Raw genomic sequence first — 17,392 nt, 5'->3', positions numbered from 1 at the left:
CATCATGTATTTCAAGAACCTGCTCGTCGCGGTGGATGGCTCGGACCATGCCATGAAGGCACTGGAACTGGCCGTGCAACTGGAGGACAAGTTCGACTCCAACCTGCACATCCTGTCGGTCTACCGCCACTACGGCATGTTCGAAAGCTCGCACTCGCTGGTGCGTCCGCGCCAGGAACTGGCCGGTCCCGACGAAGCCCTGCGCCAGATCGCACAGGAGATCGTCGACATGGCCGCCAAGCGGGCGGAGGAACTGGGCGCGACCGGCATCAAGAAAATCGTCAAGCGCGGAAAGGCCGCGCGCACCATCCTTGAGTATTCCAAGGACAAGGGCATCGACTGCATCGTCATGGGCAAGCGCGGCATCGGCGATGGCGGCGGCGGGTTGCTGGGCTCGACATCCAACCGCGTTGCAACGCTCGCCTCCTGCACCTGCATCACTGTGAAGTGACGGCCGCACCCTCGACGCCGCGTTCGGGCGCCGCGACGGCGGTGCGCGCGCCCTTTTCCGGACGCCACCCGAAGGCGCGGTCGAAGTGCGCGAACATGAGGTCCAGGCCTTTCTGCGTCGCCTCGGCGTCCATCTTGATGAGGTAGCCGCGCGGACTGGTGCCGGCGCCGATGGCGATGGTGCGGGAGGCCTTGCCGCGCACCTCTATGCCGGTGATCTCGTCGCGGATGGTGTTGTCGCGCTTGACCCGCATCTTCACGTTCCTGATGGACCAGCGGACGAAGCGCGGCGTTGCATCGTCGCTGTCCCACTGGTGATAGGTGCCGGGCAGCACCACCTCTTCCACCGGTGATCCGCCGCGCCGCAGATCATCGGCGATCCGGCTGGTGCGCTTGAGCGAGACATTGGCGTCCAGCGCCCCGTTGAGGATCAGCACCGGCGCCCCTGTCGCCGCGGGGTCGTCCAGGCGCGGCACCGACGAGCCGTAGAAGGACACATGCGCTGCGAATCGCAGATCCGCGTCCGGCGTGCCGCCCAGGAACAGGCGGCGCATCTGCTCATAGGCCGTCAGCACCGTGATCATGCCGCCGTAGGAGAAGCCGACGATGCCGATTAAATCCGGGTCTACGTCGGGCCGGTGTGCCAGCGCGCGCAGCGCGGCGAAGGCATCGGCCAGCATGGTGCTTTCCGTCGCCGCCAGGGCGCGCTTGCTGTGGCTGTCGTGGTCCTTGCCGCGGATGGCGAAGCTGTCCACCACGAGCGCCACATAGCCGTGCTCGGCCAGACGGCGGCCGTAGGTGTGCTCGCGGGCCTGCTTGAGGCCGCCGAGCCCTTGCGACACCACCACCGCCGGGCGCTTCGGGCACGGGTCGGCCTCGCCCTCGGCCACCTGGGGGCGGTACAGGTATCCCCGCCCCCGGATCGGGTGCCGCCTGGCCTCGGGCACATCCTTCAAGATGAAGGGCGTGGAGGTTTCAAAGGCGGCCTCTTCGGAACGCAGCGTGATCGTCATGCTGTTTGAACCCCTGTCGAAGGATCAGGGTTGCGCCTTTGATCCTTCGACCTCGCGGGCGCCCAGGTCGCGGGCGAACTCGCACAACTGGCGGAAGAGGCCCCGGTCGGCGATCACACGCGGCACCTTGTTCTGCCCGCCGGCCCGGCCGCGCGCCTTCATCCAGGCGGCGAAGGTGCCGGGCGCGGCCACCAGCAGGCGCGGCGGGTCCATTCCGACGGTGCCGGTGCGGTGGACGCGGTAGTCGTCGTTGGAGTCCTGAAGCCGCGCGTCCACGTCTGCGATGAAGCGGCGCGCCTGCGCGTTGTCGGGCGGCGGCTCCCCGGCGAACTCCACCACATAGAGGTGCCCGCCCTGGTGGCCGGCCCGTTCCGGGTAGAGCGCCCCGACCGACCAGTCCGAAACGGCCCGCCCGCGGTGCCGGGCGGCGGTGGTGACGGCGGCCTCGATCTCCTCGCCCTCCAGGTGCTCGCCGAAGGCCGACAGGGTGTAGGCGGTGCGGCCGGCGACGATGACGCGCGGCGGATCAAGGTCCACGAAACGCACCGCGTCGCCCAACACATAGGACCACACGCCGGCATTGCTGGAGACGATGACGGCATAGGTCACACCAGCCTCGACGTTGCCCACCCAGAACCGGCGCGGGTGGGCCGAGTCCAGTTCCTCCACCGGCACGAACTCCAGGAAAAGGCCGTTGTCGAGGAACAGCCTCAGGCCCTCGCCAACGCCCCGGTCGGCGCACGCGATGAAGCCCTCGCTGGCGGGGTAGACCTCGCGCAGGTCCACGGGCCGCGTGCCCCAGTCGGCCCGCGCCATGGCCTGATAGCGCTCGCGGTAGGGCTCGAAATTCACCCCGCCGTAGACGACCATCTCCAGACCCGGATACAGCGACCGCAGATCAATGTCCTCGGCCGGACGGCCGGCGGTGCGTTCCAGGAACAGGAGCAGCCAGCTCGCCGTGCCGCCGATCAGGCGGATGTCGCGCTCCACGGAATCCGCGCCCAGTGCGGCCATCTTCTCGTCCCAGTCCGCGATTCGCGCAAGATCACCCGGCGGATAATACCGCGAGCGCGCCCAGGCGGGCACCTCGCGCGCGGCGATGCCCGTCAGGTCACCCGAGAGCACGCCGTCGCCCTCGTCCTCCATGATCGTGGTGCCGCCCAGCATGAAGCTGCGTCCGCCCAGGATGCGCGTGTTCGGCCGCGCCGCGACGTGGAAGCTCAACAGGTCCAGGACCGCCCGCTGGTTCGCCTTCGCCATGGGCTTGGTGACGGGAATAAACTTGGTCCGTCCAGCCGTGGTGCCGCTGCTGACGGCCAGATACGGCGTGCGGCCGGGCCAGGTGGCGTTCTCCATGGCCGGAAAGGCTGGCTTCCACCACTCCGTCCAGAAGTCCTCGTAGCGGCGCAGCGGCACGGCCTTCTGGAAGTCCTCCACCGTGCGCAGACGACCGAAGTCATGCGCCTGTCCGAATCGGGTGCCGGCGGCCGTCTTCAGAAGCTGGCGAAGCTGATTTTCCTGGGCCGCGCGCGGGTCCATGCGGCGGAGCTGGCGAAGGCGCCAGCGCGCGCGCAGGCGCAGCAGCGGCGTCGCATCGATCATCGGTCAGCCTCCTCCCGCTGGCGGACGCAGGGTGGTGCGGTAGGGGAAATCACGGCGCACGCTTTCCAGCCGCAGGGGTACGTGCATCATCTCCCCCTCTCGCCACAGGTCCCACTGGTCGAGAAAGCAGACGCTGCCCGGCCGGGCGTCCTGTCCTCCCATGAGAACGAACCAGTTGGCGTCCATGTCCGCGAGATCGGACACGTGCCGTGCGTTGGCGCCCAGCCGCACCGCATGGGGGCCGCCGGAAAAGCCGTGGGCCGTTTTCATCACGGTTTCGTTGGAACCCGCGACGGGCGCGTCGACGAACCGCCACCGCCGTCCGATGCCGGGCAGGGCGCCGAGCACATGGGACAGCCGCAGGCGATGGACGGCGCCCCAGGTGCGGTGGCGCCGCACGCCCTCCCCGGCCCTGTCCAGCCCCGCCAGCGCGGCGGTGCCGAGGCGCTCGGGGTCCAGGCGCTCCAGGTCGTCACGCAGCAGGGCCCAGGGGTCCCATGTCGCGGTGTAGATCGCCAGATCTTCTTCGCCGTGAAGGGCTTCGGCGAAGGCGTTCACGAACAACTCGAAGGCGAGCGCACCGGCGCTGTCGGCGTCATAGGTTCCGGTCCAGTCCATGAGGTGGCGGCGGATGTCCTCATGCTCGGGCTTCGCCGGCGCCAGGCCGAGCAGCGCGTCGCGCAGAACCAGAGCGCCCGGCATGGTGACGTCGGACTGGAGAGCCTTCAGCCGATCGACCGTCAGCGGCGGCCCCTCAGCCAGCAACTGGCGCAGGCGCGTGACGCGATCATCAGGGGAAAAGAACCAGCTTACCGCCACCGCCGGGGTTTCCTCCGGCCGGTTGTTGGCCGAGGCAACGAAGCCCTCCGCCGGCTCCACCAACGCCGGCAGGTCGGTGCCAGTCACCCGTTGGCTCCACCACTGGTCCAGGTCGGTGCGCGGAGCCAGCATGTCCTCGGGCGCCGTCAGGGGGCGCCCGGGAAGGTGCGCGGCAATGACCTGGGCGATCTTGCCGCGTTCGTCGGCATAGACCATGTTCTGCGCCGGGACGGCAAAGCCGTCCAGCGCGGCCCGGAACTCACCCAGGTCGCGGGCGCGGTTGACGCGAAGCAGGGCCGTAATCTCGTCGGACGGATCATGCCCCACCCAGCGCAACGCGAACCGCGGGCGCGGCGCATCCCCATCGGCCTGCTTCGGTCCGATCAGCGGCGCGTCTGAAAGCACAGGGCCCCAGTCCGTCTCGCCAATGGAGACCTCGCGGTCGGCGCCCCAGCGCACGCGGATGGTCTCGCGCCGCTCTCTCACCGCACCGTCCGGCAGGTCGGACAGGTCGAAAAGCTCGCTCGACGCCGCGTGGAGCGACGTGCCGCCCCAGGCGATCCAGGGGTTGCGGCCCATGGCGACGGCGGGCACGCCCGGCACCATGTAGCCGACGCAGTGCAGGGTCGGGCAGTGCATCCCGACCAGCAGCCACAGGTTGGGCAGGGTGATGGGCAGGTGCGGGTCGCTGGCGATCTTGGCCGCGCCGTCGGCTCCGCCCGAGGCATCCACGGCGACGGAATTGCTGCCGCCGGGCCGCCCGAAGGTGTCGCACAGCCAGTCCAGCGCCTCGACTGCGCCGCCGTCCGCCCCGCCGGAGCCCGACAGGGCCGGCACGGGGGGCTCGCCGCCCACGTCCATGAGGCGGCTCCACAGCTTCAGCCAGTCGGGCCGGCCGCGCAGCTTGAGGAGCCGTATCCAGACTTTCCAGGTAAAATCCGTCGCCGCCAGCCGGCCGAGCGTCAGCAGGTCCGCCACCGTCCAGGGCTGCGGCGCGATGCCCAGCAGGCGCAACTCCTCCGGCCGGTAGCGTTTGGCGCGGTTGACGTGGGCGATGACGTGGTTGAGGCCGTCCGCGAAGCCCTGGAGCCAGGCGCGCGTGTCGCCGGGCAGCATCGCCTCCATCGCCGGGGTCGCCCGGCCGAGGTCCAGCACCCGAAGCACATGATCGGCCTCCACCGCCGCCGGACCCAGGACTTCCGCCACCCGCCCCTGCGAGATGCGCCGCATCGCCTCCAACTGGGCAAGGCGCAGGTGGCCGTGCACCACACCCAACGCGACGGCCAGATCGGGCTCGTCGGCGGCCTCGATGAAGGGCACCATGTGCTGGTTCCAGTGGATGGCGGCGGGCGCGGCCAGCGGCGCGTCGTCGATCGGCACGTTGTGCAAGCGCTCGCGCAGGGTGAGGCGGCGGCGCGGCACGAGGCTTCCGCCCGCAAGCCGCGCCGCCAGAATGGAAATACCAGCCACTGCCGATAAACGGCTCATCTCACCTCCCCCTGCAAAACAGCATCAGCGCGCTTTACGGCCCTTCACCATGCGATAGATGACGAGCAGCAGGATCGCGCCCAGGACGGCGATGATGAAGCTGCCGAAGTTGAAGCCGGTCACCCCGGCGCCGATCCCGATCGCTCGGGCGATGAAGCCGCCCACCAGCGCGCCGGCGATGCCCAGCAGGATGGTGATAATGAAGCCGCCGGGGTCCCTCCCCGGCATGAGCAGCTTGGCGACGATCCCGGCGATCAGGCCGAAGACGATCCAGGCGATGATTCCCATGGTAGCGGTCCTCCTGCATGTGGCGCGCGAGGCGCCGGTGGTTCCTGCACCTTCAACGCTCGCGGCACCGCTTTCGTGCGCCGCGCGTTGACCGCGAGGCCGAAGCCTCGTAGATACCGGGGAAGCGTCAGCGCAACACCATCGCGCCATCTCGCGGGAAGGAGAGCCGGATGTCCGAACAGCAGCGGGTGATTATCGTCGACTGGGGCGCCAAGTCCTTCCGGGCCTGGCTGGTCGACCTGGAAACCGACGCCGTCCTGGACGAAATTCCCGAAGGCCGCGGCATGCGGGACCTGGCGCGGTCCGAGTTTCCGGGCTACTGCCGCGCGGTGCTGTCGCGCTGGCGGGATGATCCCTCGCAAACCCGCCCGCCGGTGTACATGGCGGGCATGGTGGGTTCTGTCCTGGGCTGGCTGACGGCGCCCCAGCCGCCCCTGCCCCAGGGCCCCGACGACCTGGCCGAGCATGTGGTGCCGGTGGAGGAAATGCGCGACACCTGGATCGTCCCCGGCGTCCGGCTGGAGGGCGAGCAGGACCGCGTCGACGTCATGCGCGGCGAGGAAGTGCAGATTTTCGGCGCGATCGACGCGGCCGGCTGCAAGGACGCCACGCTCTGCCTGCCGGGCAACCACTCCAAATGGGCGGAGGTGAAGGACGGCAAGCTGATCCGCTTCACCACCTCCATGACCGGCGAGATCTTCCAGACCTGCCTGGACCATACCATCCTGGGGCAGCCCGCCGACCGCAAGGCGCCGTGGTCGGACAGCGCGTTTGAGCGCGGCTTGCTGCAATCCGACCGTCCGGACGGCCTGCTGCATCACATCTTCACTGCCCGCTCCCGCCACCTCTACGGCGACTTGGGCGGCGGAGAGATCGCGCCGTTCCTGTCGGGCCTGCTGATCGGCCACGAGGTCCGCGCCATGGAGGACAGCTACCATCCGGGGCAGGAAATCCTGCTGGTCTCCGCCGATGCCCTGCGCGGGCCCTATGAGGCCGCGCTGCGCGCCTGCGGCCACACGCCCCGCTGGATTTCCGCCAAGGAGGCGACGCAGCGCGGCGTTCGGGCCGTCGTCGCCAGGCACCAGAAGCACCGCGCCGAAGACGCCGCCGGCCGCTGAGGCTCATTGCGCGGTGCGGGCCTGCTCACCGGTCGGCAGGGTCTTCTCGATAGCGGCCAGCACCTTCTCCGAATCGGGGCGGGTGACGGTGGAAAACCAGTCCACCAAGCGCCCGTCCGGGGCGACAAGGTACTTGTGGAAGTTCCACTTGGGTGCCGCCAGATCGCCCAGTTCATCGCGCGCCCAGCGGTAGAAGGGATGGGCGTCGTCGCCCTTCACCACTTCCTTTTCCGCCAGCGGAAAGTCGACGGAGAAAGTGGTCTCGCAGAAGTCCTTGATTTCGGCCGCCGACCCCGGCTCCTGCCCGCCGAAGTCGTTGGAGGGCACGCCGAGGACCACAAGTCCCCGGTCGCGATACTTGTCCCACACCGCCTGAAGCTGCTCGTACTGCGGCGTGAAGCCGCATTTGCTGGCGGTATTGACTACCAGCACGGCCTTGCCCGCGAAGTCCTTCATGGGCAGGGGCGCGCCCTCGATGGTGCGGAATTCGAAGTCGTGGGCGCTGCCCTGCCCCGCCGCCTGCGCGTTGGCCGCGAACAGGCCGCCGGCCAGCATGGCCGCCGCCGCAAGGACGAATTTAGCCGCCGTCATAGCGTTGTTCCTTCCAGGGGTCGCCGTCGTTGTGATAGCCGCGCGCCTCCCAGTAGCCGGGCGCGTCCTGCTCCAAAAACTCGATGCGCCGCAACCACTTGGCGCTCTTCCAGAAGTACAGGCGCGGGATGACCGCCCGCACCGGCCCGCCGTGGGCGGGGTCCAGAGGCGCGCCGTTCAGCGTGTGGGCGAGGAGAACGTCCTCGCCTGCGAACACCGTCAGCGGCACGTTGGCGGAATAGCCGTCGTGGGACTTCAGCATGACCGCCCTGGCCTCTGGCTTCGGGCGAACCACGTCCAGCAGATCGCGCGCCTGAACACCCGTCCATTCCTGATCGTAGACCGACCAGTTGGTGACGCAGTGGATGTCGTGCGTGAGCGTCGCCTGCGGCCGCGCCATGAAGGTATCCCAGTCCCACCGCACGGGCGCGTCCACCGCGCCCGCAACGGACAACCGCCAGTCGCCCGGACGGATGCTCGGCTGAACGCCCAGGTCCAGGACCGGAAGCTGCCCCACCAGCCGCTGCCCCTGCGGCAGCCGGCGCTCCTCCGGCGTGGCCGGACGCTCTCCGCTCAGGCCCACTCGGTGCTCGGCCCGTCGCAGCTTGCTACGGATGCTGCCGGGGGTCGGATCAGGATGATCGGTCACGGGGGAGAGGCTCCCTGTTGAAGCGGACATTCGCCATATGAGGGCCACGCCCGGCGGCTGAAAGCCCCTCACCCACTACGCAGCGTCCGCACGCCCTCGTCGCGCTCGAACAGGTACAGCAGCACGCGCAGGGCCTTGCCGCGCTCGCTGTCCAGGTTGGGGTCGCGGCCGACGATGAGGCGGGCGTCGTCGCGGGCCATGGCGAGCAGTTCGCCGTGGATCGCCAGGTCGGCCACCCGGAACTCCGGCATCCCCGCCTGCCGCGTGCCGAGAACCTCGCCGCCGCCGCGCAGGCGCAGGTCCTCCTCGGCGATGCGGAAGCCGTCCTCGGTTTCCTTCATGATTGAAAGCCGGGCCCGCGCCGTCTCGCTGACAGGCTCTCCGAACAGCAGCAGGCATGTGGACGCCTTGTCGCCGCGCCCGATGCGCCCGCGCAGCTGGTGAAGCTGGGCGAGGCCGAAGCGGTCGGCGTGCTCGATGACCATCACGGTGGCCTCGGGCACGTTGACGCCCACCTCGATCACCGTCGTCGCCACCAGAACGTCGAGCCCCTCGCCGGCGAAGGCTTCCATGACGGCATCCTTGTCCGCGCCCTTCATCTTGCCGTGCACGAGCCCCACGCGGTCGCCGAACGTCTCGCGCAGGTGGGCATGGCGGGCCTCGGCGGCGGCGAGGTCGGACACCTCGCTCTCCTCCACCAGCGGGCAGACCCAGTAGACCTTGGCCCCGCTGTCGACCTTGCGGCGGACCGCGCCCACGATCTCGTCCAGCCGCTGGATGGAGGCCGTGCGCGTGTCCACCGGCTTGCGGCCGGGCGGCTTCTCGTCGAGCTTGCTGCTGTCCATGTCGCCATACAGCGTCAGCGACAGCGTGCGCGGGATGGGCGTGGCCGTCATCACCAGGATGTCCGGATGCCGCCCCTTGGCCGCCAGTTGCAGGCGCTGGTGGACGCCGAAGCGGTGCTGTTCGTCGATGACCGCCATGGCAAGATCGCGGAACACCACGTCCTCGCTGAACAGGGCGTGCGTGCCGACGATGATGTCGATGAAGCCGGCCTGGAGCTCCCCCAGCAGGGCCTCGCGCGCCTTGCCCTTGTCGCGCCCCGTCAGCAGTGCCATGCGCACGCCGGCGGCCTCTGCCAGCGGCTCCAGCGTCGCCAGGTGCTGGCGGGCGAGGATTTCCGTGGGCGCCATGAGGGCCGCCTGGGCGCCCGTCTCCACGGCATTCAGCATCGCCAGCAGCGCCACCACGGTCTTGCCCGAGCCCACGTCGCCCTGAAGCAGGCGCAGCATTCGGCTTTCCGCAGCCATGTCCTCGCCGATCTCCTTCAGGCTGCGCTCCTGCGCACCCGTCAGGGAAAAAGGCAACGCCTCCAGCACATTAGCGCGAAGTCTTCCATCGCCCTGCAAGCTGCGGCCGGCCAGTTTCTTCTGGCTGGCGCGCACCAGAAGCAGGGCGAGCTGGTTGGCCAGCAGCTCGTCATAGGCCAGCCGCTGGCGAATGGGCGAGAGCGGTGACAGGTCTTCCTCGTCCTCCGGCGCGTGCGCGGCCCGGATGGTGCTCGACCAGTCGGACCAGTGCCGGCGGTCCTTGACGCTCGGGTCCAGCCACTCGGGCATTTCCGCCGGCACGCGGGCCAGCGCCCCGGCCATGGCCTTGCCCAGCGTCCGGGGTTGAACGCCCGCCGTCATGGGATAGACGGGCTCCACCCGTTGCAGGCTGTCCAGGTCCTCCGGCGGGCCCACATGGTCGGGGTGGGTCATCTGCGGTTCGTCGCGATACATCTCCACCTTGCCGGAAACCACGCGGGTGGACCCGATGGGCAGCAGGGTTTCCAGGAACTTTCGCTTGAGGTGGAAGTAGACAAGATGCAGCCGCGCCCCCGACCCGTCGGCGCAGACGATGCGCGTCGGGCTGCGCGGCGTGGGGCCTGAATGGTGCTCCAGCACGCGCACCAGGACGGTGATGACCTGCCCGTCGCGGACCTCGTTCAGCGGCGGCGCGCTGCGGCGGTCGATCATGCCGCTCGGCAGGTGCCACAGCATGTCCACCACATGCGGCCCGCCCACAAGCTTCTCCACCAGCGGCGCCAGCTTGGGGCCGATGCCGGGGAGCGTGCGGATGTCGGTGAACAGGTCGTTGAGGACGTAGGGACGCATGAGGCCGCGAGACCGTTGATCGGCAGAGGGAAACGCACGAGGCGCGGGCGATGGGCTGACAGCAGCCGTTGAAGCCTATATATCTCAGGCCAACCGTCGTCGCACGCTTTGATGGAATGGATGGACCCGTGGACGAAATTCGCCGCAAGCGCCTGCTCTACCGCGCCAACCACCGGGGCATGAAGGAGGCCGACGTGCTGATCGGCCGCTTCGCCGAAACCCACCTGGACGAGCTTACGCCCGAGCAGGTGGACCGGCTGGAGACCCTGATGGACGAGTTGGACATGGACATCATGGACTGGATCATGGGCAAGGAACCCGTGCCGGCCCGCCATGACCACGACGTTTTCCACATGCTGCGCGCCTTCCGCCCCAACGCCGAGCGTGAAGCGTACCGGTGACGGCCGCGCCTGTGATCGACCCCGAAACGCTGTTCGCCCAGCCCGGCCGCCGCAAGCTTGCGGGGCTGCCGGAAGGCTATGACGCCCTGGTGCTGGCTGACCTCGCCCGCTCCGGCTCCGCCCCGGAAATCCTGCACCTGGCCCGCGACGACGTGCGCCTCGCCACCCTGCGCGAGGCCCTGGCGACCTTCGCGCCGGACGTGGAGGTCCTGGAGTTCCCGGCGTGGGACTGCGTGCCCTACGACCGCGTCAGCCCCCACGGCGACATCGTGGCGCGGCGCGTCGACACGCTCTCGCGCCTCGCCCAGCCGCGCACGGGGACCGAAGGCCCGCGCATCCTGCTGGCGACCATCGGCGCCACCGTCCAGCGGGTGCCCCGGCGGGAGACGTTCCTGGAGGCCGTCTTCGCCATCCGGCTGGGCGAGGACCTGGACCTCGACAGCCTGTCCGAGTACCTGATCCGCAACGGCTATACCCGCGCCGAGCAGGTCATGGAGGCGGGCGAGTACGCCATTCGCGGCGGCATCGTCGACCTGTTCCCGCCGGGCAGCGAGGACCCCTTCCGTCTCGACCTGTTCGGCGACGAGGTGGACGGCATCCGCACGTTCGACCCCATGACCCAGCGCACCACCGGCAAGGCCGAGCAGGTGCTGCTGAAGCCCATGTCCGAAGTGTCGCTGGACGAGGAGGCCATCGCCCGCTTCCGCACCGGCTACCGCGAGTTGTTCGGCGCCGCCGGCAAGGACGACCCTCTGTACGAGAGCGTGTCCGAGGGCCGTAAGTTCCAGGGCATGGAGCACTGGCTGCCGCTGTTCCATGACGGCCTGGACACCCTGTTCGCCTATGTGCCCGACGCCGTGGTGACGATCGACCACCAGGGGCTTGAGGCCCGCGCCTCGCGCCTGGAGATGGTGCAGGAATACTACGACGCGCGCCGCACGCTGTCGGACCAGAACATGGCCGAGGGCGGCTTTGTCTATCACCCGGTGCCCATCGAGCGCATGTACCTGGGCGCGGACGAATACGACCGCCTGCTGAACGCGCGGCCCTGCGCCCTGTTTTCCCCCTTCCCGGCCCCGGACGTGGGGTCGGATGCCGTGGATGCCGGCGGTCTGCCGGGACGCGACTTTGCCGACGTGCGCGCGCGTCCGGACGAGAACGTTTACGACGCCCTGCGCACTCATGTGCTGGGCAAGCAGCGGGACGGGCAGACGGTGGTCGTCTGCTGCTACTCCCCCGGCTCCCGCGACCGCATCGGCGGCGTCATGCGGGAACACGGGCTGGAGAAGCTGGAGTACGTCGACACCTGGGAAGACGCCCGCAAGACGGGCGCCAAGGCCGTCGCCATGCTGGTGCTGGGGCTGGAGCGCGGCTTCGTCGCGCCGGGCCTGGCGCTGATTTCCGAACAGGACATCCTCGGCGACCGCCTCGCCCGCCCGGCCAAGAAGAAGCGGCGGGGCGACAAGTTCATCCAGGACGTCAGCGCGCTGGCCGAGGGCGACCTTGTGGTGCACGTCGAGCACGGCATCGGCCGCTACGACGGGCTGGAGACGCTCCAGGTCGGCGGCGCGCCGCACGACTGCCTGCGGCTGATCTACGACGGCGGCGACAAGTTGTTCCTGCCGGTGGAGAACATCGACGTCCTCAGCCGCTATGGCTCCGAGACCGCCGGCGTGCAGCTCGACCGCCTGGGCAGCCCGGCGTGGCAGGCGCGCAAGTCCAAGCTGAAGGAGCGCATCCGCGACATGGCGGAGCAGCTCATCCGCATCGCGGCCGTGCGCCAGCTGAAAAGCGCGGAGAGCATGACGCCGTCGGAAGGGCTGTGGGACGAGTTCTGCGCCCGCTTCCCCTACGCGGAGACCGAGGACCAGCTGAAAGCCATCGACGCCATCACCGACGACCTGGGCAAGGGCCGCCCCATGGACCGGCTGGTCTGCGGCGACGTCGGCTTCGGCAAGACGGAAGTGGCCCTGCGCGCCGCCTTCATCGCCGCCATGTCGGGGATGCAGGTGGCCGTGGTGGTGCCGACCACCCTGCTCGCCCGCCAGCACTACATGACCTTCCAGGAGCGCTTCCAGGGCATGCCGGTGCGCATCGAGCAGCTGTCGCGGCTGGTCGCGCCCAAGCAGGCGACCGCCACCAAGAAGGGCCTGACCGACGGCACGGTGGATATTGTCGTCGGTACCCACGCGCTGCTGGCAAAATCCATCAATTTCAAGCGCCTGGGCCTGCTGATTGTCGATGAGGAACAGCATTTCGGCGTCGCCCACAAGGAGCGCCTGAAGGCCATGCGCGCCGACGTCCACGTGCTGACGCTGACCGCCACGCCCATCCCGCGCACGCTGCAACTGGCGCTGACGGGCGTGCGGGAGCTGTCGATCATCGCCACGCCGCCGGTGGACCGCCTGGCCGTGCGCACCTTCGTGTTGCCCTTCGACGGCGTGGTGGTGCGCGAGGCGATCCTGCGCGAGCGCTATCGCGGCGGCCAGTGCTTCTACGTCTGCCCACGCCTGGCCGACATAGACCGCGTCGCCGACCGCCTCAACCGGCTGGTGCCCGAGGTGAAGGTCGCCGTCGCCCACGGACAGATGACGCCGACGCAACTGGAAGACGTCATGACCGCCTTCGCGGAAGGGCAGTACGACATCCTGCTGGCGACCAACATCATCGAGTCGGGCCTCGACATGCCCTCGGTCAACACGATCTTCGTGCACCGGGCGGACATGTTCGGCCTGGCGCAGCTCTACCAGCTGCGCGGGCGCGTCGGGCGCGGCAAGGTGCGCGGCTATGCCTACCTGACCCTGCCGCCCTCCAAGCCGTTGACGGCCACGGCGGAGAAGCGGCTTCAAGTGATGCAGACGCTTGACAGCCTGGGCGCGGGCTTCACGCTCGCCAGCCACGACCTCGACATTCGCGGCGCCGGCAACCTGCTGGGCGACGAACAGTCGGGCCACATCAAGGAAGTGGGCATCGAACTCTATCAGCACCTGCTGGAAGAGGCCGTTTCCGCCGCCAAGTCCGGCGAGGGCCTGGGCGACGAGGTGGGCACCGAATGGTCGCCCAACATCAACATCGGCATGCCGGTGCTGATCCCCGAGAGCTACGTCAAGGACCTGGGTCTGCGCCTGTCGCTCTACCGCCGCATCGGCGACGTGAAGGACACCGAGGAGATCGAGGCTCTGGCCGTGGAAATGATCGACCGCTTCGGCCCGCTGCCCGACGAGGTGAAGAACCTGCTGGAAGTGGTTACGATCAAAGCCTTCTGCCGACTGGCGAACGTGGAAAAGCTGGATGCCGGCCCAAAGGGCGCGGTGGTCGGCCTGCGCGACAACACCTTCCCCAATCCCGGCGGGCTGGTGCGCTTCATCAGTCAGCAGGTCGGCACGGTGAAGGTCCGTCCCGACCACAAGCTGGTCGTGCAACGCCGCTGGGACACGCCGAAGGAACGGCTGGAAGGTGCCAAGCACCTGCTCAGGCAGCTGGCCGATCTGGCGCGGGAGGAAGAGGGCGCGGGAGCGCGTTGAGCGCTTGGGGTGCCGCCGTCCGGTGAGCGCTTCGCGCTTGGGGCTGCCGCCCCAAAAAAAAACGCCCGCTCCCACGAAAGGAAACTCCAGGGCCGGGCGGCCCCGGAAGCCGCCAAGCCTCGTCTACTGGTAGCTCACCAGGGCTGCCGTTCTTCCGGCACCGGCGGCGGCGGGTTGGACTCGGTGGAAGCCAGCAACGGCACCTTCTTTTCCTCTGCCGGGCGCGGATCGACAGGCGTCACGATGCCGCCCGAGACGACCATCTTGATGCCCTCCTCCACGCTCATGTTCAGCACCACCAGGTCGCGCCGGGGCACGAACAGCAGAAAGCCGCTGGTGGGGTTGGGCGTGGTGGGCAGGAAGACGTTGATCAGTTCGTCCTCCGTCAGGTTCTGGACCTCGCCCTCGGTGATGCCCGAGACGAAGCCCATGGCCCAGATGCCCCGGCGCGGATACTCCACCAGCACCACCTGGCGGAAGGCGGTGGATTTGGTGGCCAGCACCGTCTCGAAGATCTGCTTCACCGCGCCATAGACCGACCGGATGACCGGCATGCGGGCCAGCAGGTTCTCGCTCGTGCGCACTGCCATGCGGCCCAGGAATCCGGCGGCGAAGGCGCCCACCATCACCAGGAAGATGATCAGGATGATCAGCCCGAGTCCCGGAATGGAGAACGGCAGGATTTCGTTCGGGTTGTAGCGGCCCGGCAGCAGGCTGGTGACCTGCTTGTCGATAAAGCCGATGATGAGCCACGCCACATAGAACGTGATCGCCGCGGGCGCGGTAACCAGGATGCCGGCGAAGAAGTACGCCCGCAGCCGCCCCAGCATGGTAATGCGCGGCGCGACCAGGGGAATGTCGACATGATCCTGCGACGGCCCCGAAGGGTCCGACGGGTCGTGGTAGTCCTGGCTCATGGATGTCCGTTGAATTCAAAGGCCGTGGGATCAGACTGTGGTGGAAAGCGTGCCGGAGTTCAACGGCCTTCTTCCGGCGCCGGTTGGGCCGCCGGGTCACGGCTGTCTCAGGTCCGCGACGCCATCTGCCGGATATTGCGGACGAAGATGTTCAAAAGCCCGCGGATGAAAGGATCGGCATCCTTCAGCTTCTTCTCGAACTGCTCGTGCGTGACCACCACCAGCGTCGTCTGCTCAGCGGCGCGGGCCGAGGCCATGCGCGGCTGGTTGTCGATCAGCGCCATTTCGCCGAAGATCCCTCCCCGGCCAACGTCGCCGAGAAGCTTCTCGCCGTTCGGTGTGCGCTTGATGATCTCGACCTTGCCCTCCTGCACCAGGTAGGCACGGTCGCCCGGTTCGCCCTCGCGGAAGACGTACTGCCCTGGGTTCACGACCCGGCGTTCGATGATCCGCGTCTGCTTTTCCACATTCGTGCTGCGCACCTGGCCGCCCCCCCTGACCTGCAGTTCCCGTTCGTTATAGCTCAGGCGGCCGGCTGCTCCAAGCGGGCGCTTGCTACAGGTCCGCGACAGGCCGGCCACTGCGCGCACGCATGTAGGCAAACAGGTGGCGGTCATTCGTCGATATCTCGTGCAAAAGCCATCGGCCGATGACGCGCACGAAGGTGGGCAGCGCCTCGGACGAGCGCCTGTCGTCGCACAGCGTCACGCCATCGCCGAGCAGGCGCAGCAGGTGGGCGTGCTCCCGCCGATGGGACGCCGTCGCCTGCGCCCCCAGGTTGCCCAGCAGCGCTTCCTCGTACTCGAAGTGCGCGCGCACGGTGCGGTCGAGGTCGCGCATGGCACCGGGCACACCCGCGGGGTCCTCGACCCCGGCGGCGTCAAGAGTGGTGAGGAGGTCAATGATGAGGCGGTGCATGGCATCCACCTCCTGCACCCCGCTGGAGAATTCCGGGCGCCACTCGATGCGCATGGGCCGACTCCCCGCCCTCGCCATGAGGGGATTTCCGATACCGGTCATGAGGGTGAAGTGTCCCATCGTGCTCCTCCCGGCGCAAAGGTACTGGAGGATACCGTCTCTGCCGGTATATCCGATGGTCATACTCGGCTTTGGGCGGTATGCAGCTTAAATGGACACGGAGGGCGGAAATCCAAGGAAATTAGTGCCCGCTCGCGCCGCACTGAAAGGAGTTGTCATGCCCGCCGTCAGCACCAGCCGGTGCCGTGTCCTCGTCTGCACGAACCAGCGGTTCGGCACCTCCGCCGACTCCTGTGGCCGTCGCGGCGCCGCCGACGTTTTGGCAGCCCTGGACGCGGCCGTGGCCGACGGCCGGCTGCCGGCGGACATCGCCGTCACACCAGGCCCTTGCTTCGGGCACTGCACCAAGGGGCCCAACGTCCGCGTCGTCGGCGGAAACCTGCTGCACGGCGTCGCTGCGGCCGATCGCGAGTGGGCCGTGGCGCGGGTCGCAAACGCCATTGCCGCCAAATGCGGGGGCGGAAAATTCAGTTCCTCCGACTAAGCCTTTGGAACTTTAGGATTGAATCCGCCCGAATATCCTTCCAAAGTCGTATCTGGCACCCACATTCGGGAAGAGGTGCGACATTGGATACGGGGATCGTCATGCCGCTGTACAACGTTGTCTGGAAATCGGCGTTTTCGGGCGCAACGGGTGTTCTCTCCGCCCCTGTCGGACGGTACCTTGCGGAGTTCCGCGCCGCGCATGAGCGCCGCGCCCAGCCGCACATGATCTGGTGGGTGGAGCCGGCGACCGTCCGCTGAGGACGTCCGGCGCCGCCGGTCATTGCGGCGCTGCCGAAAATTTGTAGCCGTTGGCCGCGTTCCCGCGTTTGACCGCCAAGGGCTCGGCTTGTTAGCCTGCGCCTGTATACACGGTATTTCGAAAACATAGGGGAAAGCCCAATGGCCACCATTGCCAACGTCGCCGGCGACATGCTCCGCGGCGCCGCCAATTTCTTCCGCGCCGTCGGTCAGGACAATCCGAACCTGGCCGAGCAGATGGAGCAGAACGCGTCGGCTTACGAGGAAGTGGCGAAGCTCGTCGAGGCCGATCCCACCGCCGAGATCAACCTGCCGGAACAGCCTCCGCAGGGCTGATCCCAGAATTCGCGCGGGGGCTGGCCCGACCGCCTTGCCGAATGGTAAGGCGGCTTTGACGGTTCTGGCCTCTGACCCGCGCTTCCACGAGAAAGGGGACGCCCATGCGGCGTCCCCTTTTTCCGTTGAGAAAGGGCGAACGGCATGCCGGGCGGCGAGGGCACAGGCGGCGTCAAGAAACCGACTTCTTTTCCCCAAACTCTGTGGATAAGTCTGTGCACGGAGGCCGCTACCCAAGGCATCCCCGAGGCTGTG

16 protein-coding genes are annotated in these 17,392 nt (G+C 68.4%); 6 read left to right on the top strand and 10 right to left on the bottom strand.

The window, feature by feature from the left end:
• The first annotated feature begins 4 nt into the window (after positions 1 to 4).
• Positions 5 to 451 carry a universal stress protein gene (locus LG334_RS11595; RefSeq protein WP_404386265.1) on the top strand — a complete coding sequence of 149 codons (447 nt, stop codon included), beginning with the start codon at positions 5 to 7 and terminating at the stop codon, positions 449 to 451.
• Here the strand turns inward: LG334_RS11595 and LG334_RS11590 are convergent.
• The 4 genes from LG334_RS11590 to LG334_RS11575 are packed head-to-tail and all read right to left on the bottom strand — an operon-like array spanning position 438 to position 5,660.
• Positions 438 to 1,463 (bottom strand): dienelactone hydrolase family protein, encoded by a 1,026-nt coding sequence (locus tag LG334_RS11590; protein ID WP_404386263.1) that lies wholly within the window; start codon positions 1,461 to 1,463, stop codon positions 438 to 440. The two genes, LG334_RS11595 and LG334_RS11590, sit on opposite strands and share 14 nt — an antisense overlap.
• 24 nt (positions 1,464 to 1,487) lie before the next feature.
• Entirely contained in the window at positions 1,488 to 3,065 is a 1,578-nt protein-coding gene (locus LG334_RS11585; RefSeq protein WP_404386261.1) for a GH3 auxin-responsive promoter family protein, read from the bottom strand.
• Positions 3,066 to 3,068: 3 nt separating this feature from the next.
• A complete protein-coding gene (locus LG334_RS11580; protein ID WP_404386259.1) occupies positions 3,069 to 5,372 on the bottom strand; it encodes a penicillin acylase family protein in 2,304 nt (767 codons plus the stop codon).
• A 24-nt stretch (positions 5,373 to 5,396) separates the two neighbouring features.
• Complete coding sequence (locus LG334_RS11575; protein WP_404386257.1) at positions 5,397 to 5,660, bottom strand: GlsB/YeaQ/YmgE family stress response membrane protein; 264 nt, start codon at positions 5,658 to 5,660, stop codon at positions 5,397 to 5,399.
• A 170-nt stretch (positions 5,661 to 5,830) separates the two neighbouring features.
• On the opposite strand from LG334_RS11575, the gene LG334_RS11570 reads away from it, so the two are divergent.
• On the top strand, positions 5,831 to 6,778 hold the full coding sequence (locus tag LG334_RS11570; RefSeq protein ID WP_404386255.1) for a 2-dehydro-3-deoxygalactonokinase: 948 nt from the start codon (positions 5,831 to 5,833) through the stop codon (positions 6,776 to 6,778).
• Between the two features lie 3 nt (positions 6,779 to 6,781).
• Here LG334_RS11570 and LG334_RS11565 read toward each other — a convergent pair whose 3' ends face one another.
• From LG334_RS11565 to recG, 3 genes are all read right to left on the bottom strand, one after another.
• Positions 6,782 to 7,369, bottom strand: coding sequence for a glutathione peroxidase (locus LG334_RS11565; protein ID WP_404386253.1), 588 nt, complete (start codon positions 7,367 to 7,369; stop codon positions 6,782 to 6,784).
• Positions 7,356 to 8,018, bottom strand: coding sequence for a sulfite oxidase-like oxidoreductase (locus tag LG334_RS11560; RefSeq protein ID WP_404386251.1), 663 nt, complete (start codon positions 8,016 to 8,018; stop codon positions 7,356 to 7,358). Before LG334_RS11560 ends, LG334_RS11565 begins: the two co-directional genes overlap by 14 nt.
• 68 nt (positions 8,019 to 8,086) lie before the next feature.
• Positions 8,087 to 10,177, bottom strand: coding sequence for an ATP-dependent DNA helicase RecG (gene recG / locus LG334_RS11555; RefSeq protein WP_404386249.1), 2,091 nt, complete (start codon positions 10,175 to 10,177; stop codon positions 8,087 to 8,089).
• A 128-nt stretch (positions 10,178 to 10,305) separates the two neighbouring features.
• Between recG and LG334_RS11550 the strand changes: the two genes are divergently transcribed.
• Together LG334_RS11550 and mfd are read left to right on the top strand one after the other, a co-directional pair.
• On the top strand, positions 10,306 to 10,578 hold the full coding sequence (locus LG334_RS11550) for a succinate dehydrogenase assembly factor 2 (protein ID WP_009539956.1): 273 nt from the start codon (positions 10,306 to 10,308) through the stop codon (positions 10,576 to 10,578).
• Complete coding sequence (gene mfd, locus LG334_RS11545) at positions 10,575 to 14,102, top strand: transcription-repair coupling factor (RefSeq protein WP_404386247.1); 3,528 nt, start codon at positions 10,575 to 10,577, stop codon at positions 14,100 to 14,102. The genes LG334_RS11550 and mfd overlap by 4 nt, the downstream gene beginning before the upstream one ends.
• Before the next feature lie 134 nt (positions 14,103 to 14,236).
• Here mfd and LG334_RS11540 read toward each other — a convergent pair whose 3' ends face one another.
• The 3 genes from LG334_RS11540 to LG334_RS11530 form a co-directional block, all read right to left on the bottom strand.
• Positions 14,237 to 15,019, bottom strand: a complete 783-nt coding sequence (locus tag LG334_RS11540; RefSeq protein ID WP_404386245.1) for a DUF502 domain-containing protein — start codon at positions 15,017 to 15,019, stop codon at positions 14,237 to 14,239.
• 107 nt (positions 15,020 to 15,126) lie between these two features.
• Complete coding sequence (locus LG334_RS11535; protein WP_404386243.1) at positions 15,127 to 15,636, bottom strand: cyclic nucleotide-binding domain-containing protein; 510 nt, start codon at positions 15,634 to 15,636, stop codon at positions 15,127 to 15,129.
• The gene (locus LG334_RS11530; protein WP_404386241.1) at positions 15,575 to 15,991 is read right to left on the bottom strand and encodes a bacteriohemerythrin; all 417 of its coding nucleotides are present in this window, start codon (positions 15,989 to 15,991) and stop codon (positions 15,575 to 15,577) included. The genes LG334_RS11535 and LG334_RS11530 overlap by 62 nt, the downstream gene beginning before the upstream one ends.
• Positions 15,992 to 16,214: 223 nt before the next feature.
• On the opposite strand from LG334_RS11530, the gene LG334_RS11525 reads away from it, so the two are divergent.
• Both LG334_RS11525 and LG334_RS11520 read left to right on the top strand, forming a co-directional pair.
• Complete coding sequence (locus tag LG334_RS11525) at positions 16,215 to 16,541, top strand: hypothetical protein (protein ID WP_404386239.1); 327 nt, start codon at positions 16,215 to 16,217, stop codon at positions 16,539 to 16,541.
• Between the two features lie 401 nt (positions 16,542 to 16,942).
• Entirely contained in the window at positions 16,943 to 17,137 is a 195-nt protein-coding gene (locus tag LG334_RS11520) for a hypothetical protein (RefSeq protein ID WP_009539950.1), read from the top strand.
• The last annotated feature ends 255 nt before the right edge of the window (positions 17,138 to 17,392 follow it).

The sequence above is a fragment of the Caenispirillum salinarum genome, from assembly GCF_044803115.1.
GTDB classification, from domain to species: domain Bacteria; phylum Pseudomonadota; class Alphaproteobacteria; order Rhodospirillales; family Rhodospirillaceae; genus Caenispirillum; species Caenispirillum salinarum_A.
The sequence above is the reverse complement of the archived record's forward strand: the minus strand, read 5'-3'. Positions and strand labels throughout refer to the sequence as shown.